The sequence below is a fragment of the Chryseobacterium tongliaonense genome (assembly GCF_041224435.1).
GTDB classification, from domain to species: Bacteria; Bacteroidota; Bacteroidia; order Flavobacteriales; family Weeksellaceae; genus Chryseobacterium; species Chryseobacterium tongliaoense.
Map to the genome: position 1 here is coordinate 116664 of NZ_JBGFFD010000008.1, position 26550 is coordinate 143213.

Sequence of the window (26550 nt, forward strand, 5' to 3'; positions counted from 1 at the left end):
TGCATAAAAAAAGCATCCGGGAAGATGCTGTGTTTTTAAAATGTTTGTTTATTCTTTATACCTCGTCGTCTGAATCTATTGTAAAAGATCTGCTCTTGAAGTCTTTGTCATGTTTTTCTGAAATTACATCCTCACCTTTTTCATTAATGATAAAATCTGTAGACTCATTAAACATTTCCTGGAAATTTTTAAAATCTTCCTTATAAAGGTAAATTTTATGCTTTTCAAATGTTGCCTCTCCGTTGTCTCCGAAATTCTTTTTACTTTCGGTAATTGTAAGATAATAATCCCCTGCTTTCGTCTCACGCACATCAAAGAAATAAGTTCTTCTTCCTGCTTTTAACACCTTCGTGAAAATTTCATTTTCATGGCGTTCCTTGTATTCACTCATTGTTAGATATTTTTTAATCTTGTTAAGAACAAATATAAAAGATTTCTTTTAATCACAAAATTTTTTTTATGATTTATTTAACAATTTTGAATGAAACGGCTATGCGGTTATTGAATTGGCAATTTCGGTAAGATTAATAATTTTATCTGCTTTTTGTGCGCTAGACTCTCTGTGTGTGATGATTATGGAGGTAGCGTTCCTGATTTTATTTTCTATATTTTCGAGGATATTTTGCTCTGTTTCGGTATCTAAAGCCGATAGAGAATCATCAAAAATGATGATGTTCGGGTCTTTAATTAAGGCTCTTGCGATACAAATTCTTTGCTTCTGACCTCCCGAAAGCATCACTCCGCGTTCTCCAACCATGGTTTTGTACTGATCTTTAAACTCAATGATGTTTTTATCAACATCGGCAATTTTTGCATACTCAACCACTTTTCCATGAGACGGATTGTCAATGGCAAAACCGATATTGTTTTCAATAGAATCAGAGAATAAATAGCTTTCCTGAGGAATATATCCGATGAAATTCCTGTAATTATCGAGATTGTGATCTTTGAGGTTTTTTCCGTCGATAAGGATTTCTCCTTCCGTAGGATCAATCAGGCGGCAAAGAAGCAGTGCCAGCGTGGATTTTCCGCTTCCGGTTTTCCCCATTATGGCGAGAGATTGTCCGGCATTGATTTTAAAGCTTAAATTTTCCAATGCTTTAATTCCGGTATTAGGATAAACATAAGAAACATTTCTGAACTCAATATCTCCTTTAATAGGATAGCTTTCGAAATTTTTATTAACGATATCCGATTTTTTATCCAGAAATTCATTAATCCTCTGCATTGATGCTTCAGCCCTTTGATTCACTGAAGTTACCCATCCTACCATTGAAAACGGAAATATTAAAGTATTGATATACATGAAAAAGTCAGCAATTTTACCAATACTCAGCTCACCGGCAATATATTTTTGGCCGCCAATGACAATGATCGCAACATTTAAAAGCCCGATTACGAATAAAATAATAGTAAAAAAATATGCTTCTGTTTTTGCTAAATCAAGGGCTTTGTCTTGGTAATCAGTGACTTTAATGCCGTAGTTTTTTTTAATATAGTTTTCTCTGGCGAAAAATTTCACAACTCTGATTCCTGAAAAGCTGTCCTGTACAAAAGTCGAAATCCCGGATTGGCTTTTCTGCATAATTTTAGACTTTTTATTGATGATTGAGCTCACCTTAAAAATAAGATAAGATAAAATCGGAAGCGGCAGCAATGTCCATAAAGTCATTGATACGTCCGTTTTGATCATGTAAATACTGGTGATAAGAAGAAGAACAATCAGGTTAACAACATACATTACTCCGGGGCCCAGATACATTCTTACCGCTACAATATCCTCACTTAACCTGTTCATTAAATCTCCGATGGTAGTTTGCTTATAATCCGTAAGAGATAATTCCTGATAATGTCTGTAAATTTTATTTTTCAGCTCATATTCAATTCTTCTGGATGCTACAATGATTGTTTGTCGCATCATAAAGGTGAAAAATCCGGTTAATAATGAACAGCCTACAATAATGGCAACGTAAATTAATACCTGCCTGTTAAAACCCATATGTCCTCCTTTAGTAAGTTCATCTACTGATTTTCCTACAAACTGAACCTTATAGGTATTAAAGAAATTACTGGCTATGATGAATAACAATCCCCAAAACAACAATATTTTGTGCTTCCAGAAATAGGGGTTTAACGTTTTTAGAGCTTTCATAAAGTTTTACAAAATTACAAAAATACCCGCATACTACGAATTGCATAAATTTTAAATTTTGTATCTTTGCAGCCATAAAAAAGCTCTTTGAATGTTAGGAAGACGACAAATCCGTGAAAAAGTAGTAGAAAGTGTGTATTCATACTACCAAAATCCTTTAAAGTTTGATGTTTTAGAGAAAAACATGTTCTCTGGAATAGAAAAAATCTATTATCTTTACATCTATGAGCTCAATTTTCTGGTTGCTCTTAAAGAATTAGCAGAAAATCAGATTGAGATCGGAAAGAATAAGTATATTAAAACTGATGCTGATATAAATCCTAATCAGAAATTTATCAGCAATCAGGTATTGATTAAACTTGAAGAAAACCCTGAAAGATTATTTTTTACCGGCCAGCACAAGCAGCTGAAATGGGATTTACATGATGATCTGCTGGTAAAAACCTTCCAAAGGATTACTGCGGGAAAACGTTATCAGGATTTTATGAAAGAAGATGGATATTCTTTCGAAGAAGATCAGAAATTCATTGGAAAACTGTTTTTAAGGTATATTGCTGAAAATGAAGATTTTCATGAATATCTTGGTGACAAAGAATTGACCTGGTATGATGACATTCATATTGCCAATTCTATGGTTCAGAAAACAATTGGTTTCCTTAAAGAAAATGAAGAAAGCAGAACGCTGATCAAAATGATTAAGGATGAAGAGGATAAAACTTTCGCGGCTAAACTTTTAAGAGATACCCTGAACAACTGGGAAAATAACGAAAAGACATTAGCTGAAAGACTGGAAAACTGGGATCTGGAAAGAGTTTCTTTAATGGATAAGGTTATTTTGTCAACCGCATTATCAGAGCTTGATAATTTTCCTTTTACCCCTTCAAGAGTAATTATTAATGAATATATAGAGATCGCTAAAGTATTTGCTACCGACAGATCCAATATCTTCATTAATGGAATTTTAGATAAATATTGTAAAGATCAAAATAGAATTTAACATGAAAAAGACGTTATCAATTATCGCTTTGTCTATTATAGGCTTTGGTTTAGTTTCCTGCAAAAAAGAAAGCAAAGAAGTTCAGGGAGCTGAAACTTCAACTACAGACTCTACTGCTGCTGTAACCACTCCAGCCGATTCTGCTGTAGCTCCGGTTTCTGAAACACCTGCTGTAGCACCGGTTTCTAACCAGCCATTAACATCAATTGCTTTATCAGAAAGTAACTTTAATTTTGGAAACATTAAAAAAGGGGATAAAGTAGAGCACATTTACGAAATTACCAATACCGGTACCAACCCGCTTGTAATTTCAGAAGTAAAGCCGGGATGCGGATGTACGGTTCCTGAATTTACTAAAGAGCCTGTTTTGCCAGGTAAAAAAGGAAAAATCACCTTACATTTCGATTCTACAAATTTTGACGGAAACGTAAATAAATTTGCTGATGTATATGCAAACGTAGATAAAGCTCCTATCAAATTAACATTCACTGCGAATATTCAACCATAATAAAATGAATATGTTAACAATCTTTTTACAGGCACAGCCACAAGGTTCATCATCAATGATGCTGATCATGATGGGTGTGATGTTTGTAGGTTTTTATTTCTTAATGATAAGGCCTCAAATGAGAAAACAGAAGCAGGAAAAAAACTTTCAGGAAACGCTTAAAGTAGGGACCAGAGTTGTGCTTACCTCAGGTTTACACGGAAGAATTGCTCAGGTTCAGGATGATGGATTCATTATCGAAACTTTATCTGGAAAATTAAAATTCGAAAAAGCGGCTGTTTCAAGAGAATTTACAGAAACCCGTTTCGGAGATAAAGCAAAAGCAGCTGAAAAGACTGTTGAGAAAAAAGAAATTGAAACTGAAAAGAAATAATTTTTTTAGTTTTAAAATATTTCGTTTCGGCGGGGTGAGCTTTGCTCACCCCGCCGAAACTTTTTATACATGATAAGATTATCCTTAGCGGAAATCTGATCTTCTATATTTATCAGCGGAAAAATTAGTAAAATTAATATTTAATAAAAAATTATCTTTACCCAATGAATCAAAACACAGGCAAAACTGTTCTCATTCTGGGCGCAAATTCAGATGTTGCCAAACAATGCATCTGGCAATATGTTGAAAAAGGATTTTCCGTAACAGCAGCTTCCCGGAATACAAAATCACTGGAAGAATTTGTAACAGAAAACGAACTGGAGTCAAAAGTTTCGGTTTTACATTTTGACTCTGTGGATTTTGACTCTCATCAGAAATTTTATAATGAACTTTCTATAAAACCCCATATTGTTGTTTATGCAGCGGGATTTTTGGTTGATAATGAAAAAGCACTGAAAGATTTTAAAGGAGCTCAACAGATGATGCTGGTCAATTATATGGGAGCTGTTTCCATTCTGAATATTATCGCGACGGACGAAAGCAATAAAAATTTAGAAAGGATTATCGGATTGTCATCACTTTCAGGAGTGAGGGGAAGAAAAAGTAATTTTGTTTATGGAAGTACAAAAGCTGCGTTTACAACGTATTTAGCTGGTTTAAGGCAGGCATTGGCTTCAAGGAACATCAAAGTCAATGCCTTGGTAATCGGATATATTAGAACAAAGATTAATGAAGGCTTACAGTTGAATGAATCTTTAATTATGGAGCCGGATTATGTGGCAAAATTCATTGTGAATGCAGGGAACTCCTTCACTATTGTTCCGAATTTTAAATGGAAGATGATTTATTTAATTCTGAAAATATTGCCGGAGAACCTGGTGGCGAAACTTCCATAAATTTAGATAATTACTCATTTCCCTGCAATAATTCCAACCCCTTCATCATATCAATTCCCTTTCCCAGAACAGGTTTAAATAAATCTCCTTTTTCTTTTATTCTTTCCAAAGCATTATGAATAGTATAATCTGTTGGTTTCAAGCCCGGTTTCAATTCATCCCATTCCAAAGGCATGGAAACAGAGGCTCCTTCTTTAGGCCTTAAACTGTATGCACTCGCTAAAGTTTGTCCGGTTCTGTTCTGAAGGTAATCGAGATAAATTTTCTTATCATTTCTTTTCTGTAAGCTTCTTTCCAGCGTGGTGATTTCAGGAAGCTGCTCATTGACCTGCTTCATCAGGATATGGGCGAAATCTTTTACCTGGTCAAAATCATACTTTCCTCCCATAGGAATATAAATATGAATTCCCGTGCTCCCGGAAGTTTTGCAGTACCCTTTGATTTTAACCGAATCTAAAACCACTTTTACCTGAAGTGCGACTTCAATCACATCATCAAAAGTATTTTTCTTTGAAGGGTCGAGATCTAAAACAAGGTAACCCGGATGTTCCAGGTCAGGTAGGGCACTGTTCCATGGATTGAGATCGATACAGCCTAAATTATTGAGATAAGCGAGGGTAGCTTTGTCATTACAGTAAATATAATCAATGTATTTATCATTAGATTCGGAATAAACTTCCGTGGTCTTAACCCAGTCAGGAATATTGTCACTTGCATCCTTCTGATAGAAACTCTGTTCTTCAATTCCGTTGGGAAAACGGTTTAATGATAACGGACGGTTTTTTAAATGAGGTAAAATATATTCGGCAACAGACTGATAATATTCAACCACATCACCTTTTGTAATACCATCTTTCGGAAAATAAATTTTATCCTGATTGGTGAGCTTTACCATATGTCTGTTTAATGTAATTTCTTTCTCTTTTTCAGAAGAAGTTTCGGTTTTTTTTGACGTTTTAGCTTTCATTTCTTTTGATTTTTTGCTGATTGGGATTACATCATTCATTGAGTCTGCAATTTCTTCAGGGTCTTTATCTTCACGGATCGCCACAAATACCGGATGCCGGAAAATACCGTCTTTTGTGATTTCTGAATATTTTATTTCACAAACCAGCTCAGGTTTTACCCAGGTTACAGGCATATTGGTTTTAGGAATATTCTCAAACGGGGACTTTTTAATAACCATTTTTTCAAGTCGTTCGTGCAGCTGTTGTAAAGATTCACTGTTAAAGCCTGTTCCCGTATGTCCGGAATAAGTAAGTTTTCCATCAATATATTTTCCTAAAATCAAGGCTCCGAAACCTTTTCTTGAACCACGGGGTTCGGTAAATCCGCAAATAATTGTTTCTTCAGTATTGGTGAATTTTATTTTAAGCCAGTCGCTGCTTCTGTGATTTTCGAGATAAATGCTGTCTGATTTTTTGGCGATCATTCCCTCCAGTTTCATTTTTTTCATCTGGTTGAAAAAATCAATACCGCGCTCAGGCATATGGTCACAATATTTGATCACATCGGTTTCGGTTAATGCTTCCTTTAATAATTCTTTTCGTTGAATAAGCGGAAGATCTTCTGTGGAGTGCCCATTAAGCCAAAGCAGGTCAAAAACCTGATAAACCAATGCTAAATTGGGGTTATCACCGATCTGCTGTAATAGCTGAAAACTGGGCCTTCCCTCATCATCGTAAGCTACGATTTCACCATCCAGAACCATCTCATGTTTTTGCTGATCAAAATCACGGGATATTTTTTCAAATTTTGACAGAAAGGAAATTCCGTTACGGGAGTAAAAGAGAGGAGTATCATTTCTAAGATCTGTGATAGCCCTGTAGCCATCCCATTTGATTTCAAAAACCCAGTCCTTATCATCAAATGCTTTTTCAAAGGTTTTGGTAAGCATCGGCTTAATGAAATCCTTGAGCTTTCTCTCGTTGGTTAGAGAATTAAAATTTCTGAATCTCCTTTCTGAAGCAGAAGTTATGACTTCTTTTTGCTGTTTTTCAGGCTTTTTTTTTCCTCTAAAAATTTCGTTACCAAAGATTTTGAAGATGTATTTTTCTCTGCGTCGTAAGGACTTTCTGCAAACTCATCCTTATGTTTGATCAGCAGCCAGGCGTTATCTTCAGTATTTTTCATTTTTACAAGGGCAAATTCTCCTTTAAGTTTTTTACCGTGTAAAATAAATTTTAAGGAACCTGCATGTAATTCTTTTAGCAATTCTTTCTCATCAGAAAGTTTACTGGTTTCATCTAAGGGCTCGTAGGTTCCGCTGTCCCAGACTTCAACCTGTCCTGCTCCGTAATTTCCTTCCGGAATATTTCCTTCAAAATCTTTATAATCATAAGGATGGTCTTCTACCATCATAGCCAGACGTTTATCTTTCGGGTCCAGTGACGGACCTTTTGGGACTGCCCAGCTTTTTAAAACACCTTCCATTTCTAAACGGAAGTCATAATGAAGCCGGGTTGCAGCATGCCTTTGGATCACAAAAATAAGCTTGTCTTTACTCTTTTTTGCTTTGCCCTTAGGTTCGCTGGTTTCATCGAATTTCCGTTTTTTATTATAATCTTTGAGAGCCATTATGATGCGGTTTTAGATTTGGGGTTTTGTAAACTTGCTTTTAACTGAGCCATAAGGTCAATTACTTTGCCTTCTTTAGCAGGCGCAGCCGGTTTGGCTTTCACATTCTTACCTTTGGCTTTTTGTTTGATAATTTTCATTAAAGACTCAGAATAAGTGTCTTTATAAACTGTAGGATCAAAATCTTCAGATAATTGCTTGATAAGGCTTACTGCCATTTTGAGCTCGGCCGGTTTCGGGGCTTTTTTTGCCGGGATTTTCAGGTCTTTGTAATCTCTGATTTCCTGATCGAATCTTAAGCGGTTTAAAACCAAGATCTCATCGTTGTAAGGCCGGATCATCCCGATCGCTTCACTTTCACGAAGGACAAAAGTTCCAACACCTACCATTTTAGTTTCCTGAAGAGCTTTTATCAGAAGCCTGTAAGCATTTTCACCGTTTTTCTGAGGTTCCAGAAAATAGGGGGTTTCAAAATAAACACTGTCTACTTCCACTTCTTTTACAAAATGTTCTATAGCAAGTATTTTGGTTTTCTCGGGACTTGCCGCTTCATAGTCTTCATCTTCCAGAACGATATATTTATCATCCATCAGATAAGCTTTAACGATGTTTTCCCATTTTACTTCTTTTCCTGTTTTTTCGTTGACTCTTTTGAATTTAATATTAGAAAAATCGGATTTGTCAAGCATATCCAAATCCAGTTTACTGGTTTCCGTCGCAGAATAAATCTTAACAGGAATATTGACTAAACCAAAGCCAATGGCACCGTTCCAAATTGCTTTCATTGTCTTACGTTTGAGTAAAAGCGTGCAATGATTGTGCCGAGTAAAAAATATTATTTAAATGTGGTATTTTAATTTAATGAGTTTCTTCTAAATATTGATTGAATCCCTTTTTTTAGGTATTTAAAATATTTTTTTAAAAGAATTCTTGATGATACTTCATTAAAATTTAAAGTGATTTCTAATATTTTTTGTTCCATGTTTAAAATAAGAAAGGTTCTGGTTTTATTTATGCCTAAATTTTTTTCTTCAGGAGCCGTGACAGGCAAGTTAGTTTTATAAAAATAAAAAAGCGGAGAAATTTCCCCGCTTTAAATTTTATGCTTTTAAATTCAATTTTAATTCCAGTTCATCAAGCTGTTCATTGGCGATAGAGGCAGGTGCATCGATCATCACGTCACGCCCTGAATTATTCTTAGGGAAAGCGATGTAATCCCTGATCACTTCGTTTCCGTCAAGAATCGCTACCAGACGGTCAAAACCGAAAGCCAAACCACCGTGAGGCGGTGCTCCGTACTTGAAGGCATTCATTAAGAACCCGAACTGTGCTTCTGCTTCTTCTCTGCTGAATCCTAATAAATCGAACATTTTAGATTGAAGGTCTTTATCAAAAATCCTGATAGAACCACCTCCGATTTCGTTTCCGTTCAGCACCATATCGTAGGCATTTGCTCTTGCTTTTCCCGGGTCTGTTTCCAGTAAATGAATATCTTCAGGTTTTGGAGAAGTGAACGGGTGGTGCATGGCATGGAATCTCTGGGTATCTTCATCCCATTCCAAAAGCGGGAAATCAACTACCCAAAGTGGTGCAAACTCATTCCCTTTTCTTAGTCCCAAACGGTTCCCAAGCTCCATTCTCAAAGCCGAAAGCTGTGCTCTTACCTTGTTTTCGTTTCCGGAAAGAATCAACATTAAATCTCCTTCTTTTGCGCCAAATTTTTCAATGATTTTAGAAAGATCTTCTTCATTGTAGAATTTATTTACAGAAGAAGTTTTCACTCCGTCATTCTGGAATTTTGCCCAAACCATTCCTGATGCTCCGATCTGTGGACGTTTAACCCAATCCACCAGTTCGTCTATCTGCTTTCTTGTATATTCTGCACAGCCTTCTACATTAATTCCCACGACCAGTTCCGCATCATCAAATATTTTGAAGTCTTTTCCTTTGACAAGCTCATTTAATTCTACGAACTCCATTCCGAAACGGATATCCGGTTTATCGTTTCCGTACTTTCTCATGGCCTCTGCGAAAGTCATTCTAGGGAAATCTCCAAATTCCTGGCCTGTAATATCTTTTAAAAGAGTTTTGGTCATTCCTTCGAAAACATTCATTACATCTTCCTGCTCCACAAAAGCCATTTCACAGTCGATCTGGGTGAATTCCGGCTGTCTGTCGGCTCTTAAATCCTCATCACGGAAACATTTTACAATCTGAAAATATTTATCCATTCCGCCTACCATCAAAAGCTGTTTGAAAGTCTGCGGAGATTGCGGCAATGCATAAAACTGTCCCGGGTTCATTCTGCTTGGAACCACGAAGTCTCTTGCACCTTCAGGAGTAGACTTGATCAAAACAGGAGTTTCCACTTCGATAAATCCTTCTTCAGAAAGATAATTTCTCACCTTCTGTGCCATTTTGTGACGGAAGATTAGTTTATCTTTTACCGGATTTCTTCTGATATCCAGATAACGGTATTTCATTCTTAGCTCTTCACCGCCATCAGTTTCATCTTCAATAGTGAAAGGCGGAAGCTGAGAATCATTAAGAATGGTAAGTGTTTCAACTAATATTTCAATTTCCCCGGTAGGAATATTAGGGTTTTTGCTTACCCTTTCGATTACCTTTCCGGAAACCTGGATCACAAATTCGCGGCCAAGTTTTTTAGCCTCTTCCATCAATTGAGCGGAAGAACGGTCCTGATCCAGAACCAGCTGGGTAATTCCGTAACGGTCACGAAGATCTATCCAAATCATAAATCCTTTATCACGAATGGTTTGTACCCATCCTGAAAGTGTAACTTCTTCATTAAGATTCTTTAGAGATAATTCTCCGTTGGTGTGCGTTCGAAACATAGTTTGTTGTTTAAAGTTCAATGTTTTAAGGTTTATGATTCAATCTTTGAAGTATTGAAGTTTTTAAACCTTGAATTACGGGTGCAAAGATAAGATTTTTGCATGTTTTAAAAACAAAAAAACTTCCGAAAGGAAGTTTTTAAGATGGTATTTCTTATGTTTTATTTTAAAATTGCAGTAAGAGCGGCTTGTTTGTATTTTACGGAAAAGTCTTTTGCCGTTTCTCCGTTTCCGTTTTTTGCATTTTTATCAGCTCCTTTTTTCAATAATGTTTTAGCCATAGTAGCATTTCCATACATTCCCGCTATCATTAAAGGGGTCTGACTGTTACATGCTTTGTTTACATCTGCATTATTGGCCAGCAGATAATTGAAAACATTTTTGCGGTCATGCTTTACACTGAATGAAAGAAGGGTATAAGATTCTTCTTTTATACTAAAGCATTTATTGTAATCGGCTTTAGAAAAAGCAGCTTTAAAAACGTCGATATTATCCGTCTGGAAAGCTTTTCTCTGCTCTTTTGACATCTCCTGGCCAAATAAGAAACTGGTCATCAAAAAGATTCCGAATACTAAGGTAGTAGAGATTATTTTTTTCATGAATTTTAATTTATAAAAAGATGAAGCTAATTTATGATTAATATTTTATTTATTATACATTCTGGTCAAAGCTTTTTATAATGTTTCATTTATATTGCTTTTGAACGCAAAAATTCATGAGTTATCAGCTAATCTTTTACATATTCTAAAATATCTCCCGGCTGGCAGTCTAATGCTTTACAAATAGCCTCCAGAGTTGAAAGTTTTACGGCTTTTGCTTTTCCCGTTTTTAAAATGGAAAGATTTGTCTGCGTGATTCCTATTTTCTCGGCAAGTTCCTGTGATTGCATCTTGCGCCTGGCAAGCATTACATCTACATTAATGATGATCGGCATATTTAAATCGTTAAGTCAGCCTGATTTTGAAGCTCCAGTCCTTTTTTGAAAAATTCCATAATGAAATAGACCATAATACCCAGAAATAAAAGAAAGAGACAGGTGGTCAGCATCATGCCATCGAGCCCGAGGTTAAAAACAAAAAGACAGATGATAATATATACAGGCATATACAGAATATTTGTCCACGAGAATTTTCTCAGCCATTTGATAACATCTCTGTTGAAGAGTATTTCTTTACTCATCCCGTTAAAAATCTTATAAGCAAAAAAGAAAAACAGGCAGAAAAAAACATTTTGGAACAGATGATTCAGGAATGTATTCAGACTAAAAATGCCGGTGAGCATCTGCTGATCTGAAAACGGATATTTAAACCTGAAATATAATTTTTCCTGTACAATTTTTCCACCCCATTCAATAGAGTCACCTACATAAAATGTTTCTGGAAAAAGATGGCTTCCGGTTTTCAGGTTATAATAGCATACCGTAAATCCAACAAGTTGATACACCGTATGAAAAGCAATAATTACAAATAAAAGTAAAAGCAGCCAGCTTATAGCTGTTGATAAAGATTTTTGTCCAAATAATTTCATAACGCAATATTTATTTGTTGTAAATATATAAATATTTATCGTAAAACAATAAATATTTTAAAATATTTTTCAGCTTCAGGAAAAATGTTCCGACAAGATCTTCGATTCTTACCTTTATTAAAGGCCGAATTTGTATTTTTGGGACACACGAGAAAAAATGAAAAAGTATATTAATTTCCTTAAGAAAGCTTTCAGCGGTGAAGATGTAGATTATACACAGATAAGTATTAGAAGTGCTGTATTGCTTCTTGCTATTCCCATGATGCTGGAAATGGCCATGGAGTCTGTATTTGCTTTGGTCGATTTATATTTTGTAGGCCATCTTAAAGAGAGCGGATTTGCCATACAAACAGTAGGGCTCACGGAATCTGTTCTTTCCATCATGTATTCCATTGCGATAGGAATGAGTATGGCCGCAACAGCGATGGTAGCGAGAAGGGTTGGTGAAAAAAATCCGGAGCAGGCTTCGAGAAGCGCAGCTCAGGTTTTACTGGTATCTTTTGCCGTTACTTTCCTGTTGAGTCTGCTTGGTGTAATCTATGCTGAGGAAATTTTGATACTGATGGGATCCAAACCTGAAGCCGCCGCTTACGGTAAAGATTTCACAAGGATCATGATGGCAAGCAGCGTTATTATTATGCTTTTGTTTCTAATTAATGGTATTTTCAGGGGAGCAGGAAATGCAGCCATTGCCATGAAGAGCCTTTGGATCGCAAATATTGCCAATATTATACTTTGTCCGGTCCTGATCAACGGTTTTGGGCCTGTTCCTGCGATGGGTTTAACCGGTGCTGCTCTGGCTACTACGATCGGGAGAAGCATAGGGGTTATCTACCAATTGTACCATCTTCTGATTGCCGATACCCAAATCAGGATCAAACTCAATTATTTTAGACCAGACATTAAGCTGATACAATCTGTAGTGAAAATTGCAACTCCCGGTATTTTCCAGTTTGTGATTGCTTCCTGCAGCTGGATATTTCTTGCGCAGCTGGTAGCGACAACCGGTGGTGAGAATGCTTCTGCAGGATATCAGACGGCACTGCGTTTAATGATGTTTTTCATGCTTCCTGCCTGGGGACTGAGTAATGCTGCTTCCACACTGGTTGGGCAGAATATGGGCGCTAATGAAATGCTCAGGGCTGAGCAGTCTGTGATGAAAACGGTAAAGTACAATGTTATCTTTATGCTTGCCGTGAGTCTTATTTTCTTCTTTTTAGGAGACCTGCTGGTTGGTTTTTTTACACAGGACAATGAAATTAAAAGCTTTGCTAAAAATGCACTTCACATTATGAGTGTGGGTTTTATATTTTACGGGATCGGAATGGTAATGATCAACGCATTCAACGGAGCGGGTGATACCTGGACGCCAACCTGGGTCAACTTTTTCGGTTTCTGGCTGTTCCAGATTCCATTGGCGTATTTTCTTTCAAAATATCTGGACATGGGTCCGAAAGGAGTGTTTATTTCTATTCCTGCTGCAGAAACCCTGATCACTGTTTTTGCATTCATCTTCTTTAAAAGAGGAAAATGGAAAACCGTCAAAGTTTAGATTTATAAAACTTTAACAGCCGGAATCTTGGATTTTTAGTGCTAAATTTTTAAATTCGTAAGAATCAACAAAATAATTAGTCTATGGGAAAAGGAGACAAAAAATCAAGAAGAGGTAAAATTAATAACGGAAGCTATGGTAAACGAAGACCTAGAAAAGCTTCAAAGTTAGTGGAAACTTCAGAAAAGAAGTCTAAGTGATGACCAGTAAAAAGACCGAAGAATAAATCTCCGGCCTTTTTTATATACAAATTAAATTAAGTTATTTTCCGCCTAAAATATTCCCAAGAATATTTCCCAGTCCGCCGCCACCTTGCTGCTGTTGTCCACCGCCACCAAGTACGCTTCCCAGGATATCGTTAAGAGGGTTTCCGGAAGACTGAGACTGTCCGCCACCCAATACACTTCCTAATATATCATTTAAAGGACTGGATTGTTGAGCCTGAGCCTGGTTGGATGCATTCCCGAGAATTCCACCCAATAAATCTCCTAAACCACCTGCACCAACATTGTTTTGTTGTTTTTCCTTGCCAATATATCCCATAATAACCGGAGCCAACATCGCAAGAATAGGTCCGATTTTGTCAATTGAAATTCCTGTGTTTTGAGAAAGCTGGTTTTCTACCGCTTGTTTTTCCCCACCAAAAATATGACTAAGAATTGAACCGCCTTCTGCCTGTCTTGCTTCCAATTGAGATGAATCATTCAGGATACTTCCGTCGTGATCTTTATCTAAAGCATTATTTAGGGCTTCAGCTTCATTGCTGTCCTGAGATTTATTTCTCAGATATGAAATAATTAACGGAGCAGCGACAGCCAATAAGGCAATAATCTGGTTTTTGCTGATTCCGAATTTGCTTTCAGCCTGATCAGCAACCTGATTGCTGGTGTTCCCTGTAAGTAGGTCGATTAAACTCATAGTTTGTGTTTATTTTAATTGTTAAGTAAACCAAAGTTATCAAAAAATATTCCTCAACAGTTTTTTTTATTTAAAATTACTGTTAAAGTTTTTGATTTTCTATAAGTGCCTGATCTTTAAGTCTAATTTTTTAGAATAGGAACGTTGGAACAAGCCTCCCCAAACATAAGTGATTTTACAATGGGCTTTAATTGTTCTACCAGTTCTATATAGGCATTCTCAGGGATTTCTTTATCTGAACAGCCTTTTACCAGAACTCTTTTTCCCCGCATTTCTTCGAAATCATACGTCTGAATGGCATTGTGCATTAAGATCACTTCCAGGTCTTCACGGTTTCCGAAAACTATTTTTTTCGCAGCATCCGTAAGTTTAGCGGTTAACACAAAATAAGCCCAAAGCGGAACAATGGCATCTGCTGAATTGTAAATGTAAATATAAGCATCCTGATACTCCTCCGTATTGATTGCGGCTACTTTTCCACGGAAATCTTTTTCTTTTAAAATCAATTCCTGGAAAAGAAAATCTTTAAGGTCGATGCCCTTTCTTACTCCCTTCGGAAGAAGCTGGGCAAGATCAAAATTGACTAACCCGCTTTCGGCGATTTTATTTCGGATTTCAAATTCTTCTGACATTTTTTATCATTATCTTTGAACAAATTTACAAATTAAGATCCAACAAAGCCTTAATTTGTTCTCTATCCTTATCATAGAAATGAAGTATTATATTATTGCCGGAGAAGCATCAGGAGATTTACACGGAAGCAATCTGATGAAAGCTTTAAAACAGAAAGATCCCAACGCAGAATTCAGATTTTGGGGTGGTGACCTGATGAAAGAACAGGGTGGTACATTGGTGAAACATTACCGTGACCTCGCTTTCATGGGATTTCTTGAAGTGGCGATGAATCTGAGAACCATTCTGAACAATATAAAATTCTGTAAAGAGGATATTAAAAATCATCAGCCCGATATCCTGATTCTTATCGATTATCCCGGCTTTAATTTAAGAATTGCAAAATTTGCAAAAGAACTGGGAATTAAGGTCGTGTATTATATTTCTCCCCAGCTTTGGGCATGGAAAGAAGGAAGGGTGGAGATCATCAAAAAATATGTGGATGGAATGATGGTGATTCTTCCGTTTGAAGAAGATTTCTATAAAAAACACGGCGTTCACTCCCATTTTGTGGGACATCCTTTACTGGACGCTATTTCAAGCCTGAAAGAAATAAATAGTGAGGATTTTAAAAAAGAACATGGCTTAAATGAAAAAGAAATCATCGCCCTTTTGCCGGGATCGAGAAAGCAGGAAGTCGAAAAGATGCTTGAAATTATGCTTTCAGTAAGACCTTACTTTAAAGGTTATCAGTTTGTTATTGCCGGTGCGCCGAGTCTTCCAAAAGAATTTTATCAGAAATATGTAGATGACAATGTTCATTTTGTTTCCAATAAAACGTATGATCTGCTGAGATGCTCAAAAGCAGCTTTGGTCACATCCGGAACCGCCACTTTGGAAACTGCTTTGCTGAACGTTCCCGAGGTGGTATGCTATCGGGGAAGCAAAATTTCTTACGCGATTGCCAAAAGACTGGTCAAAAATATCAACTACATTTCTCTTGTTAATCTGATTATGGACAGGGAAGTGGTAAGGGAACTGATTCAAAACGATTTGAATACTAAAAATCTGGTTAAAGAGCTTACTTTGATTTTAGAGGGCGAAAAAAGACAAAAAGTTCTCAAAGATTATGAGCTTTTAAGAGAAAAGCTCGGCGGAAAAGGAGCCAGTGACCATGCTGCTGAAGTTATTTTAAAAGTTTAATGCAAATTCAATTTTTATAGTATAAAATCAGGCTCTTGGTTAATTGTTTAACGAGTGAAGAACTTTTATTTCAGCTAATTGAATACTATCTATTTGTCAGCCATTTTATTATTTTGAAAAACTAAATAATGACGTTTGAGCAGACAGCCGCTTCTTATTCTTGTGATCTGTTTTATTCTTGGAATTTTCTTCCAGGACCAGCTCAGTCTGAATGATAATTCCTTATACACAATCATTAGTTGCTGTTTACTTATTTTAATTTCAACCTTTTTTCAATCTTATTTTTTACATCGGTTAAGACCGGCTGGCTTGGGTTTATTGTTTTTCGGGCTGGGTATTATTCTTCATTCTTTTAATTCTTTTTCAATTAAAGATATTGCTGCTTCGTCGAAAGAAACAATTCTTTTTAAGATGTCCGGAAAATTAAATTCCAGTGAAAAGAATAAAAAGTATGTGATCACTTTTCAGATCGGGAAAGAAACCCGAAATGCAGTTTTATACATTCCTGTAAAACATAAAGAACTGGATTTTAATCATTATTATAAAACTCAGGCTTATATAAACCCGCCAAAATCTCCCCAATATGATTTCCAGTTTGATTATGCCGGATATTTGAAAAGAAAAAATATTCGTTATCAATGTTATGCAAATGACGAAATTTTTTCTGCCGCAAGGAATGATCTAAGTTTAAATGAAAAGATTTCACAGAAAAGGCTTGACGTTTTGCAAAGCATTGATAAGGCTGAAATATCTGTGCGTACCAAAGAATTTTTAAAGGGAATCATTTTAGCAGACAGGACGGAAATTGATGCTCAAACGGTAAAGGATTTCAATGTGTCGGGATTGGTGCATTTTCTGGCCATTTCAGGAACCCATATTGTTGTCATTTTCGGATTGTTTTATTATTTACTGATATGGCTTCTTCCTTTATCCTACAGAAAATATACGATCATTTCAAGTTTGGTTTTCATTTGGATGTTTGCCGTATTTATCGGTTTGGGAAACTCTGTTTTGCGGTCCTGTATTATGCTGACGGTTTATTTTATATATGTATTGCTTCAGAGAAAACCGGATGTACTGCATTCACTTGCGTTGTCAGGTTTTATTATTTTAATTTTCGATACACAGCAGATTTTTGATGTAGGCTTTCAGTTAAGTTTTGTCGCTGTTTTAGGAATTTTTTGGCTCAATCAGCCTATTTTGAAATATTTTCCCAGACAGGATCATTATCTAAAGAAACTGATCTTTAATACGGCATCAATTTCTATTTCTGCACAATGGGCAACATTACCGTTGGTGCTGTATTATTTTCATCAGTTTTCATTTATTTCAATCATCGCGAATCTTGTGATTGTTCCTTTTTCAGAAATCATTATCGTGTTTTCATTCTTAATGACAGCTTTGATTGCTTTTGATCTTGATTTCCGTTTTTTAAATACGATTTATGATTTCATTATCCAGATCTTACTGAAATGCATTCATTGGTTTGCAGGTTTTGACCAATTGTTTTTTGAAAATATTGCGATGAATCTGGCTGAGGTCGGGTGTTTGTTTGCAGTCCTGTATCTATTAAGGTTTGCGATTTTAAAGTTTGATACTAAAAATTCTATAAGATTAATATTAGGACTTCTTATGTTTTCTATGCTGCGAACCGGCTTTGATTTCATTGAAACCAGAAAAACGGAATTGCTGGTTCATGATTTTAATAAACATAAGATATTTTCAGTGAAAAAAGGAGGTAATGCCTGTTTCTGGATAGAGCATGATTCGGATAAAGAGAAGATTACCAGATATATTATCAATCCCTATCATTCTTCAAGAAGATTGAATCATACAGAAATAAAAACTTTTCCGGCTTCTGCACAGAAAGTTGTCTGTAACGGCAGGATTTTCAATATAAAATAATTGTTAATATTTCTTGTTTTTCCTTTATTTATAACGGTTTATTGGCTTATTTAGAAAGGTTACAAACTGTCTAATTGTGAGATTTCTCACTTTTTAATATTGTTAACATTTCTTAATTTTGTAGAAATTCAAATTTAAACTTATATGGCAGGTTTAACGAGTTCTACGATAGGTAGAAAATATGCTATGGCATTATCAGCTTTATTTTTGCTGATCTTTCTTATACTGCATTTGACGACAAACTTATTATCAGTGTTACCTAATCGGGATGTGTTTAATTCCGCATCAGATTTTATGGGGTATAATCCGTTTGTGCAGTTCTTAATGCAGCCTATTCTTGGTTTTGCAGTCATTTTCCACTTTATTATGGGATTTGTACTTGAGATTAAGAATAATAAAGCGCGTCCTGTAAAGTATGCGTCAAACAATCCTTCTGTGAACTCATCATGGATGTCCAGAAATATGATTATTTCCGGAGCTGTTGTTTTGGCTTTCCTTGCACTCCATTTTTATGATTTCTGGCTTCATGAAATTAACTACAAGTATGTAGAAGGACTGGCTCCCGATACAGAACGTTTCTGGCCGGAATTGCATGAGAAGTTTGCTGATATCTGGAGAGTGGCAATCTATGTAATCGCTTTTGTTTTATTGGGATTGCATTTGGCTCACGGTTTTCAGTCTTCTTTCCAGTCAATCGGAGCAAGACATCCGAAATATACACCTGTAATTAAAGCTATCGGGAAATGGTATTCCATCATTATTCCTGCAGGTTTTATTTTTATTGCAATTTTTCACTTTGTAACTCAATAATATCGATATACTAATATGAGTAAATTAGATTCAAAAATTCCAGCAGGTCCTCTTAAGGATAAATGGAAAAATCATAAAGACCATATGAACCTTGTTGCACCAAACAACAGAGATAAGATTGATATTATTGTTGTAGGTACAGGTTTGGCAGGAGGTTCTGCTGCAGCTACATTAGCTGAGCAGGGATATAACGTAAAAGCTTTCTGCTATCAGGATTCTCCAAGAAGAGCACACTCTATTGCTGCTCAGGGAGGTATCAATGCTGCTAAAAATTATCAGGGAGACGGTGACTCTACTTACAGGCTATTCTATGATACAATCAAAGGAGGTGACTATAGAGCAAGAGAAGCTAACGTTTACAGACTAGCAGAAGTTTCCGCAAATATTATTGACCAGTGCGTAGCGCAGGGTGTTCCTTTCGGAAGAGATTACGGCGGTCAGCTCGATAACCGTTCATTTGGTGGGGTTCAGGTAAAAAGAACGTTCTATGCAAAAGGGCAAACCGGTCAGCAGTTATTATTGGGAGCTTATTCTTCAATGAGTCGTCAGATCGGTAAAGGAAGAATCAAGATGTATAACCGTCATGAAATGATGGATCTTGTAATCGTTGATGGAAAGGCAAGAGGTATTATCGCAAGAAATCTTGTAACAGGAGAAGTTGAAAGACATTCTGCTCATGCTGTGGTTATTGCTTCCGGAGGTTACGGTAACGTATATTTCCTTTCTACCAATGCAATGGGATCAAACGTTTCTGCTGCATGGAAGATCCATAAAAAAGGAGCTTACTTTGCAAACCCTTGTTATGTACAGATCCACCCGACTTGTATTCCGGTTCACGGAACACAGCAGTCTAAACTTACCTTGATGTCTGAATCATTAAGAAACTCAGGAAGAATCTGGGTTCCTAAAAAAATTGAAGATTCAGTAGCAATCAGAGAAGGTAAATTGAGACCTGAAAATATTAAAGAAGAAGACAGAGATTATTATTTGGAAAGAAGATATCCTGCATTCGGAAACTTAGTACCTAGAGACGTTGCGTCAAGAGCTGCCAAGGAAAGATGTGATGCCGGTTTCGGAATCGAAAATAATGATACTAAAGAAGGGGTTTACCTTGATTTCTCTACAGAGATCATGAAAAAAGGTAGAGAGGCCGCTATCGAAAAACATATTCACAATCCTAGCGACCAGCAGTTGTATGATTTAGGTAAGAGCTGGGTTGAAGAGAAATACGGTAACTTATTTGTAATGTACGAAAAGATTACTGCTGATGATCCTTATAAAACGCCGATGAAGATTTATCCTGCCGTTCACTATACAATGGGTGGAGTATGGGTTGATTACAATCTTCAGTCTACGATTCCGGGATGTTTCGTAATCGGTGAAGCTAACTTCTCAGATCACGGAGCAAACAGGCTGGGTGCTTCTGCATTGATGCAGGGGCTTGCAGACGGATATTTCGTACTTCCTTATACCATTGCAGATTATCTTTCTGCAGATATCAGAACAGGATCAATTCCTACCAATTCAGGAGCGTTTGATGAAGCTGAAAAAGAAATTAAAGATAAAATAGATTTCTTCATCAATAATAAAGGAACACATTCCGTAGACCATTTCCATAAAAAATTAGGACACATTATGTGGAATAAAGTAGGAATGGGCAGAACGCCTGAAGGATTAAGAGAAGCAATCAAAGAAATCGAAGAAGTAAGAAACGATTTCTGGAAAAACGTAAAAGTTCCGGGAGATAATGATGGAATGAACACTGAGCTTGAAAAAGCATTCAGAGTAGCAGACTTCCTTGAACTTGGACAATTGATGGCTATCGATGCACTACACAGAAACGAATCTTGTGGTGGACATTTCCGTGAAGACCACTCAACTCCGGACGGAGAAGCGGAAAGAGACGACGTAAACTTCAAATACGTCGGAGCTTGGGAATATCAGGGAGCGGATATCAATCATGAAATACTGCACAAAGAAGACCTGATCTACGATAACATCGAGGTTAAAACTAGAAGTTACAAATAATCTCCAACCTATAAATATAACATTATGAGTGCAAAAAAAGGCTTACATCTTACGCTGAAAATTTGGAGACAGAAAAATACTAAATCTAAAGGTCAGTTTGAGACCTATAAAATATCGGATGTTTCTACAGAATCTTCATTCCTTGAGATGTTGGATATCCTTAATGAGAATTTAATTAACGAAGGAAAAGAACCAATCGCTTTCGATCATGACTGTCGTGAGGGGATCTGCGGAATGTGTTCACTGTATATCAACGGTAGAGCTCATGGCCCGGATACAGGTATTACCACCTGTCAGCTTCACATGAGAATGTTCAAAGACGGTGAAACGATCGTTATCGAACCTTGGAGAAGTGCTGCTTTCCCTGTTATCAAAGATTTAATGGTAGACAGAAGCGCATTTGACAGGGTGATGGCTGCAGGTGGTTTCATTTCTGTGAATACTTCAGGAAATACACTGGATGCTAACGCTATTCCGGTTCCTAAAGAAGATGCAGACAAAGCAATGGATGCTGCGGCTTGTATCGGATGCGGAGCATGTGTAGCAACATGTAAAAACGGTTCTGCCATGTTATTCGTAGGAGCTAAAGTTTCTCAGTTCGCATTACTTCCACAAGGTAGAATAGAAGCGAAGAGAAGAGTTCTGAATATGGTGAAAGCGATGGACGAAGAAGGATTCGGAAACTGTTCAAATACAGGAGCCTGTGAAGTTGAATGCCCGAAAGGAATTTCACTTGAAAACATCGCCAGAATGAACAGAGAATACATGTCTGCTCTTGTAGATCAGGGATAAAATTGATTATTCATATACATAAAAAATCGTCTCCTCACCGGATGGCGATTTTTTTAGTTAAATCTTTCATAAAAAGTAGGATTAAATTATGTTTAGTATACTGAAAAACTTATTTTTGCTTAATTATAAAATCAAAATGAAAAAATATCTTTTATTGTTTATCATCGCTGTATTTGTGATGTCTTGCTCTAAAAAAGTTGAAGTAAAAGGAAAAATTACAGGAGGTTCTCCATTAGAAAGAATAGAATTGATGGAAGCTTCAGGTGTTGGTACCCTTCCATTGGTAAACATGGGAATAAATAAAGACGGAAGTTTCTCCGGGAGTTTTGAAGCTCCTAAAAATGGGATGTACGTTATTTCTTATGGCGGAAAACAAAATCTAATCTATCTGAAAGGTGGCCAGACGCTTAATATCTCAGGAAACGGAATGGTGTTCCCTTCAGATTATGTAATCACCGGTGATGCTAAAAAGAATAATGATTTCTTTACGGCGGCTCAAAAATATCTTGGAACTTACGCTCAGACTGTAAATATGAATGAGCTGATGATGAAAGATGAGAAAGCTTTCCTTACAGGAGTGCAGAAAGTAGAAAAAGATATCAACAAGAATATCGATGAAAATGTAAAGAAATTCAGTCCTGATAATGAAGTGGTGGAATGGAAGAGAAATGATATTGCAAGTACACTGCTTTCAATCATGACTCAATATGAAATGGGACACAAGCAAATGGGTAACCCTTCATTCAGAGTGACTAAAGCTTTCACCGATTATGAAAATAAGCTTCAGACCAATAAGGATGAAATGGTAAAACAAATTCCGTTGTACAGAACTTATCTTTTAACGAAGATGAGCCCTGACTTCCAGAAATATGCTGAAGCAAATAGTAAAGGAAAAACGGATGTTACAACTTCGGAATTATTCAATCAATATTTAAAAAATAAAAAAGATCTGTCTCAGAATGCAAAAGATTATCTTTTGGCTTTTGTTATCGCACAGTCTGATATGCACGTAGGTACACCTGCAAAAACTTCTGACAAGATCAAAAAAATTATTGACGAAGATATTAAAGATGCAACCATTAAAAGTGATCTTACAAAACTTCAGTTTGCAGTGAACGGTCCTAAAGTGGGTGATGTTGCACCGGATGCTTCATTAACGAAACAAGACGGTAAATCATACAAGCTTACAGAAAACAAAGGAAAACCATATCTGTTGGTATTCTATGCTTCATGGAATCCTTACATCGCTGAGTCTACAGTACCTGTTTTAAAAGAGGTCGTTAACTTCTACAAATCTAAAATGAATTTTGTATTCGTAAATGTAGATGATACCAAAGACCAGTTTATAAAAACGAGCAACTCGTTATTAAAAGGAATTACAGGAACCAATGCATATGCTGACGGAGGACTGAATTCTGATGTTGCCAAAAAATATGGAGTTTACGGGTTTAAGCTGCCTTGCTTTATCGTAGTTGACAAAGATGGAAAAGTGGCAAGCAGATCATTCGTTAACTTAGGTGAGCAGGAATTGATAACAATTTTAGATAAACAAACAGGGCTTTCTGCACCGAGTGTAAATCCGAATATTCAGTTACAGCCGGGAATGGGAACAGATCCGTCTGCACAGCCTGCTGCTCCTCAGCAACAGCCAGTGCAACAACAACCGGCTCCTGCAAAATAATAAACTTTAACATAGAGGAAAAACCTTGTCCCAGGATAAGGTTTTTTTTATTGTATTTTTGCAGAATGAAACCGGGAGGTTACAGGCAATCATATAGAAAAAATAGAATTTACGGATGAAAAAGAAGAAAAATATCATTCTTGAAAATATAAAGCTTCTGAATGCAGGCGCTAAAGGAGTAGCAATAGGAAAAACCAAAGATGGAAAAACCGTCCTCGTTTCCGGAGCTATTCCCGGGGATGTAGTCAATGCGAGAGTAAAAAAATCTAAATCCAAATATTTTGAAGCGGAGGCCATAGAAGTTTTGGAAAAGTCACCTTTCAGAGTGGAACCGAAGTGTATTCATTTTGGGGTTTGCGGCGGATGCAAATGGCAGAATATGAGCTATGAAAAACAGCTCGATTTTAAGCAGGAAGAAGTTTACAACAATATCAAAAGAATTGGCGGAATCGATAATTTTGAAACCGTTCCTATCCTGGGAGCAGCCGAGCCGTATTTTTACAGAAATAAAATGGAATTTTCTTTTTCCAATGCGAGATGGCTTACCCAATATGAAATAAGCTCAGAAGAAAACTTTGGAAGTAAAGACGCTCTTGGCTTCCATATTCCGGGAATGTGGAGTAAAATTTTAGATCTTAAAGAATGTTTTCTTCAGGAAGATCCTTCAAACGCGATCCGTCTGGCTGTAAAGCAGTTTGGAGTGGAAAATGGCTTTGATTTCTTTGATGTCAGAAATCAGGAAGGGTTTTTAAGAACTTTAATGATGAGACAGAACTCTAAAGGCGAGTGGATGGTTTTATTCCAGCTTTACAGAGAAGAAACAGAGAACAGAGAGAAACTTTTCAAATTTCTTTTGGAAAAATTCCTGCAGATTAAGACGCTTGTATATGCAATTAATCCTAAGCAGAATGATTCTATTTATGATCTGAATATCAATATCTATTATGGAGAAGGATTTTTAATGGAAGAAATGGACGGCCTGAAGTTTAAAATCGGCCCGAAATCATTCTTTCAGACCAACTATAAACAAGCCCTGGAATTGTACAGAAAAACCCTTGAGTTCGCTGATCTGAAAGGAGATGAAGTGGTTTATGATTTATACACAGGAACCGGGACTATTGCACAGTATGTTGCGAGAAACGCCAAGCACGTTATCGGGATAGAATCAGTTCAGGAAGCGATTGATGCAGCAATTGAACATGCTGAATTAAACGGTCTTACCAATACTACTTTCTACTGTGGTGATATGAAAGATATCTTTAATGATGAATTCATGCAGAATCATCCCAAAGCAGATGTTTTAATTACCGACCCGCCAAGAGACGGTATGCACCAGAAGGTAGTAGAGCAGATCTTAAAGCTGTCACCGGAAAAAGTAGTGTATGTAAGCTGTAATTCTGCGACCCAGGCGAGAGATCTTGCGTTAATGAAAGACCACTATACAGTCGTTAAAATATTACCGGTAGATATGTTTCCGCAAACCCATCATGTGGAAAACATTGCATTGCTGATAAAAAAATAATTTACCTAAATTTGAGCTTAAATCTTAGTATGAAATATTTTAAACTGATCATATTCACCCTGTTTCTGGGAATGCTTTGCTCTTGTGGCGGAGATGATGATATCTGTGAAAGTGGAGAAGGTACACCGAGAATTAAAGTGGCTTTTAAAAATGAGGTGACCGGTAAAGTAGTAACGCTTGATTCCTTATATGTGGCGGTAGATTACGGTTCCGGGAAAGTGGAGCTGGGAAAACAAACGAAAATAGATTCCAGGTTAATCCCTTTAAGAGTGGATGATTCCCCTTATACTGATGTGTATTTCAGATTGGAAAATAAAGGAGCGGAATCAAAGGTCAGAATCAATTACAATACGAAGTCAACGTATGTGTCTCCGGGATGCGGGATCAAAAAAACATACGATAATTTAACGTCAGAATTACAAACACCAGATCCTGTTAAGAATTTGGAGCCGGTACAAAATTTTATAGAGAATGAAGACAAAACTAATCTTTACCTTCTTTTTTAGCATCATAGGTTTTCTGGGTTTTGCTCAGGATAAAAAAGAGACTAAAAAAGAAAAATGGAAATATGAACCTAATTTTATGGTTGGTTTTGATGTTCTTAATACTGGGGTTTCTTTTTTTTCAGACAGAAAATTATATCAGGGCTTTGTCTCTTCCAAAATTAAAGACAATCTACATGGTATCGCAGAAGCCGGTTTTGAGTCGAACGTTTATCAGAAAAACGGCTATGATGCAAAAGCAAACGGCCCGTTTGTGAAACTCGGGGTATTTTATATGCTGGCAAAAGATTCTGAAAATGAGTTCAACGGTTTCTACGGCGGAGGAAAAGTCGGCGGATCTTTCTATACCCAGGAATATATGAAAATACCGGTCCGTGGATTTGGAGGAAGCAGCTCATCCGTAGCCTTTCCATCTTCCACTCAGTCTTCGTATTGGCTGGAAGGAACAATTGGCGGAAGAGTTCAGTTATTTGAATCCAACTTCTTTATAGATGTGAATCTCCAGCCAAGATATATGGTTTTCACGACCAAGCAGGATGATATTCAGCCTATGATTGTCCCCGGATTCGGAAAAAGCTCTTCGAAATTCGTTATGGGCTTTGCATGGAATATAGCATACAAATTTTAACGGTTAAACCTGGGTTTAGCCTTTTTTTGTATAATATTGGTTTTACCCCTTAAAGACTGATACAATGCTTCCAATTCTTTTGGAGGTATTCCTGCGTCAAAACCAGCTGATGTATATTCTTTCCCGTTTGAAGTAATAATAATGCTGGAAGCCAGTGCGCTGTCAGAAAATCTGCCTGTAGTGGGAGATTCATAAGATGCTATTTTATCAAGATCAATTAACTCGGCTTCTTTAGCTATATTTTCCCAACTTGCTGTTGAAAGTTCGGATGTTGTACTATTTCCATTTAAGGAAGTGGTTACGGATCCGGGTACAAAGGTTATCTTTCGGTTAGTTCCCCTGGTTTGTTCGGTTAATTCTATTTTTTCGATTTTATATTTTTTGCTGTTAATTGTTGATTTGTCTTTATCGCTTTCGTTTTTATGTTGAGAAGTACAGCTTATGCTAAATAAGGTAGAAAAGATAAATATTAATAATAATTGCTTTTTCATTTTAATTTTTTTTAAACGAT

The 26550-nt window shown here is 36.6% G+C and carries 27 protein-coding genes; 15 read left to right on the top strand and 12 right to left on the bottom strand.

Annotation, left to right across the window (positions count from 1 at the left end; translation table 11 throughout):
* Nucleotides 1–55: 55 nt before the first annotated feature.
* The gene (locus AB8P06_RS16310) at nucleotides 56–391 is read right to left on the bottom strand and encodes a DUF3276 family protein (protein WP_007843373.1); all 336 of its coding nucleotides are present in this window, start codon (nucleotides 389–391) and stop codon (nucleotides 56–58) included.
* Nucleotides 392–490: 99 nt separating this feature from the next.
* Nucleotides 491–2152 (bottom strand): ABC transporter ATP-binding protein, encoded by a 1662-nt coding sequence (locus AB8P06_RS16315; protein WP_369843318.1) that lies wholly within the window; start codon nucleotides 2150–2152, stop codon nucleotides 491–493.
* A 91-nt stretch (nucleotides 2153–2243) separates the two neighbouring features.
* Between AB8P06_RS16315 and AB8P06_RS16320 the strand changes: the two genes are divergently transcribed.
* From AB8P06_RS16320 to AB8P06_RS16335, 4 genes are all read left to right on the top strand, one after another.
* A complete protein-coding gene (locus AB8P06_RS16320; RefSeq protein WP_369843319.1) occupies nucleotides 2244–3149 on the top strand; it encodes a transcription antitermination protein NusB in 906 nt (301 codons plus the stop codon).
* Between the two features lies 1 nt (nucleotide 3150).
* On the top strand, nucleotides 3151–3657 hold the full coding sequence (locus AB8P06_RS16325) for a DUF1573 domain-containing protein (RefSeq protein ID WP_369843320.1): 507 nt from the start codon (nucleotides 3151–3153) through the stop codon (nucleotides 3655–3657).
* A 10-nt stretch (nucleotides 3658–3667) separates the two neighbouring features.
* Nucleotides 3668–4030: a preprotein translocase subunit YajC gene (gene yajC, locus AB8P06_RS16330; protein WP_369843321.1), complete on the top strand. Its 363-nt coding sequence runs from the start codon at nucleotides 3668–3670 to the stop codon at nucleotides 4028–4030.
* 164 nt (nucleotides 4031–4194) lie between these two features.
* Nucleotides 4195–4926, top strand: a complete 732-nt coding sequence (locus tag AB8P06_RS16335) for an SDR family NAD(P)-dependent oxidoreductase (protein WP_369843322.1) — start codon at nucleotides 4195–4197, stop codon at nucleotides 4924–4926.
* 10 nt (nucleotides 4927–4936) lie between these two features.
* Here the strand turns inward: AB8P06_RS16335 and ligD are convergent, their stop codons facing one another.
* The 7 genes from ligD to AB8P06_RS16370 all read right to left on the bottom strand — a co-directional run bounded on the left by ligD (nucleotide 4937) and on the right by AB8P06_RS16370 (nucleotide 11885).
* A complete protein-coding gene (gene ligD, locus AB8P06_RS16340) occupies nucleotides 4937–6823 on the bottom strand; it encodes a DNA ligase D (RefSeq protein ID WP_369843323.1) in 1887 nt (628 codons plus the stop codon).
* 77 nt (nucleotides 6824–6900) lie between these two features.
* Entirely contained in the window at nucleotides 6901–7503 is a 603-nt protein-coding gene (locus tag AB8P06_RS16345; RefSeq protein WP_369843324.1) for a DNA polymerase ligase N-terminal domain-containing protein, read from the bottom strand.
* Complete coding sequence (gene ku, locus AB8P06_RS16350; RefSeq protein ID WP_369843325.1) at nucleotides 7503–8288, bottom strand: non-homologous end joining protein Ku; 786 nt, start codon at nucleotides 8286–8288, stop codon at nucleotides 7503–7505. Before ku ends, AB8P06_RS16345 begins: the two co-directional genes overlap by 1 nt.
* A 315-nt stretch (nucleotides 8289–8603) precedes the next feature.
* On the bottom strand, nucleotides 8604–10358 hold the full coding sequence (gene aspS / locus AB8P06_RS16355) for an aspartate--tRNA ligase (protein ID WP_369843326.1): 1755 nt from the start codon (nucleotides 10356–10358) through the stop codon (nucleotides 8604–8606).
* Between the two features lie 161 nt (nucleotides 10359–10519).
* Nucleotides 10520–10957: an ankyrin repeat domain-containing protein gene (locus AB8P06_RS16360; protein ID WP_369843327.1), complete on the bottom strand. Its 438-nt coding sequence runs from the start codon at nucleotides 10955–10957 to the stop codon at nucleotides 10520–10522.
* Between the two features lie 128 nt (nucleotides 10958–11085).
* Nucleotides 11086–11292, bottom strand: a complete 207-nt coding sequence (locus AB8P06_RS16365) for a helix-turn-helix domain-containing protein (RefSeq protein WP_369843328.1) — start codon at nucleotides 11290–11292, stop codon at nucleotides 11086–11088.
* A 2-nt stretch (nucleotides 11293–11294) separates the two neighbouring features.
* The gene (locus tag AB8P06_RS16370) at nucleotides 11295–11885 is read right to left on the bottom strand and encodes a DUF2975 domain-containing protein (protein WP_369843329.1); all 591 of its coding nucleotides are present in this window, start codon (nucleotides 11883–11885) and stop codon (nucleotides 11295–11297) included.
* A gap of 157 nt (nucleotides 11886–12042) precedes the next feature.
* Between AB8P06_RS16370 and AB8P06_RS16375 the strand changes: the two genes are divergently transcribed.
* Together AB8P06_RS16375 and AB8P06_RS16380 are read left to right on the top strand one after the other, a co-directional pair.
* On the top strand, nucleotides 12043–13437 hold the full coding sequence (locus AB8P06_RS16375) for an MATE family efflux transporter (RefSeq protein WP_369843330.1): 1395 nt from the start codon (nucleotides 12043–12045) through the stop codon (nucleotides 13435–13437).
* Nucleotides 13438–13520: 83 nt separating this feature from the next.
* Nucleotides 13521–13637: a 30S ribosomal protein THX gene (locus AB8P06_RS16380; protein WP_369843331.1), complete on the top strand. Its 117-nt coding sequence runs from the start codon at nucleotides 13521–13523 to the stop codon at nucleotides 13635–13637.
* Nucleotides 13638–13698: 61 nt separating this feature from the next.
* Here AB8P06_RS16380 and AB8P06_RS16385 read toward each other — a convergent pair whose 3' ends face one another.
* Both AB8P06_RS16385 and AB8P06_RS16390 read right to left on the bottom strand, forming a co-directional pair.
* Nucleotides 13699–14355 (bottom strand): DUF937 domain-containing protein, encoded by a 657-nt coding sequence (locus tag AB8P06_RS16385; protein ID WP_369843332.1) that lies wholly within the window; start codon nucleotides 14353–14355, stop codon nucleotides 13699–13701.
* Between the two features lie 122 nt (nucleotides 14356–14477).
* Nucleotides 14478–14987: a DUF2480 family protein gene (locus tag AB8P06_RS16390; RefSeq protein ID WP_369843333.1), complete on the bottom strand. Its 510-nt coding sequence runs from the start codon at nucleotides 14985–14987 to the stop codon at nucleotides 14478–14480.
* 79 nt (nucleotides 14988–15066) lie between these two features.
* Between AB8P06_RS16390 and lpxB the strand changes: the two genes are divergently transcribed.
* From lpxB to AB8P06_RS16435, 9 genes are all read left to right on the top strand, one after another.
* On the top strand, nucleotides 15067–16170 hold the full coding sequence (gene lpxB / locus AB8P06_RS16395) for a lipid-A-disaccharide synthase (protein WP_369843334.1): 1104 nt from the start codon (nucleotides 15067–15069) through the stop codon (nucleotides 16168–16170).
* A gap of 162 nt (nucleotides 16171–16332) precedes the next feature.
* Entirely contained in the window at nucleotides 16333–18075 is a 1743-nt protein-coding gene (locus AB8P06_RS16400; protein ID WP_369843418.1) for a ComEC/Rec2 family competence protein, read from the top strand.
* Between the two features lie 144 nt (nucleotides 18076–18219).
* Nucleotides 18220–18885 (top strand): succinate dehydrogenase cytochrome b subunit, encoded by a 666-nt coding sequence (locus tag AB8P06_RS16405; RefSeq protein WP_369843335.1) that lies wholly within the window; start codon nucleotides 18220–18222, stop codon nucleotides 18883–18885.
* Between the two features lie 15 nt (nucleotides 18886–18900).
* The gene (locus AB8P06_RS16410; protein WP_369843336.1) at nucleotides 18901–20913 is read left to right on the top strand and encodes a fumarate reductase/succinate dehydrogenase flavoprotein subunit; all 2013 of its coding nucleotides are present in this window, start codon (nucleotides 18901–18903) and stop codon (nucleotides 20911–20913) included.
* A gap of 24 nt (nucleotides 20914–20937) precedes the next feature.
* Entirely contained in the window at nucleotides 20938–21705 is a 768-nt protein-coding gene (locus AB8P06_RS16415) for a succinate dehydrogenase/fumarate reductase iron-sulfur subunit (RefSeq protein ID WP_369843337.1), read from the top strand.
* Between the two features lie 136 nt (nucleotides 21706–21841).
* Complete coding sequence (locus AB8P06_RS16420; RefSeq protein ID WP_369843338.1) at nucleotides 21842–23386, top strand: TlpA family protein disulfide reductase; 1545 nt, start codon at nucleotides 21842–21844, stop codon at nucleotides 23384–23386.
* A 115-nt stretch (nucleotides 23387–23501) separates the two neighbouring features.
* A complete protein-coding gene (gene rlmD / locus AB8P06_RS16425; protein WP_369843339.1) occupies nucleotides 23502–24908 on the top strand; it encodes a 23S rRNA (uracil(1939)-C(5))-methyltransferase RlmD in 1407 nt (468 codons plus the stop codon).
* Nucleotides 24909–24937: 29 nt separating this feature from the next.
* A complete protein-coding gene (locus AB8P06_RS16430; protein WP_369843340.1) occupies nucleotides 24938–25414 on the top strand; it encodes a DUF6452 family protein in 477 nt (158 codons plus the stop codon).
* Complete coding sequence (locus AB8P06_RS16435; protein WP_369843341.1) at nucleotides 25380–26039, top strand: DUF6048 family protein; 660 nt, start codon at nucleotides 25380–25382, stop codon at nucleotides 26037–26039. Before AB8P06_RS16430 ends, AB8P06_RS16435 begins: the two co-directional genes overlap by 35 nt.
* Here the strand turns inward: AB8P06_RS16435 and AB8P06_RS16440 are convergent.
* Nucleotides 26036–26530 (bottom strand): hypothetical protein, encoded by a 495-nt coding sequence (locus tag AB8P06_RS16440; protein WP_369843342.1) that lies wholly within the window; start codon nucleotides 26528–26530, stop codon nucleotides 26036–26038. The genes AB8P06_RS16435 and AB8P06_RS16440 overlap by 4 nt on opposite strands.
* Between the last annotated feature and the right edge of the window lie 20 nt (nucleotides 26531–26550).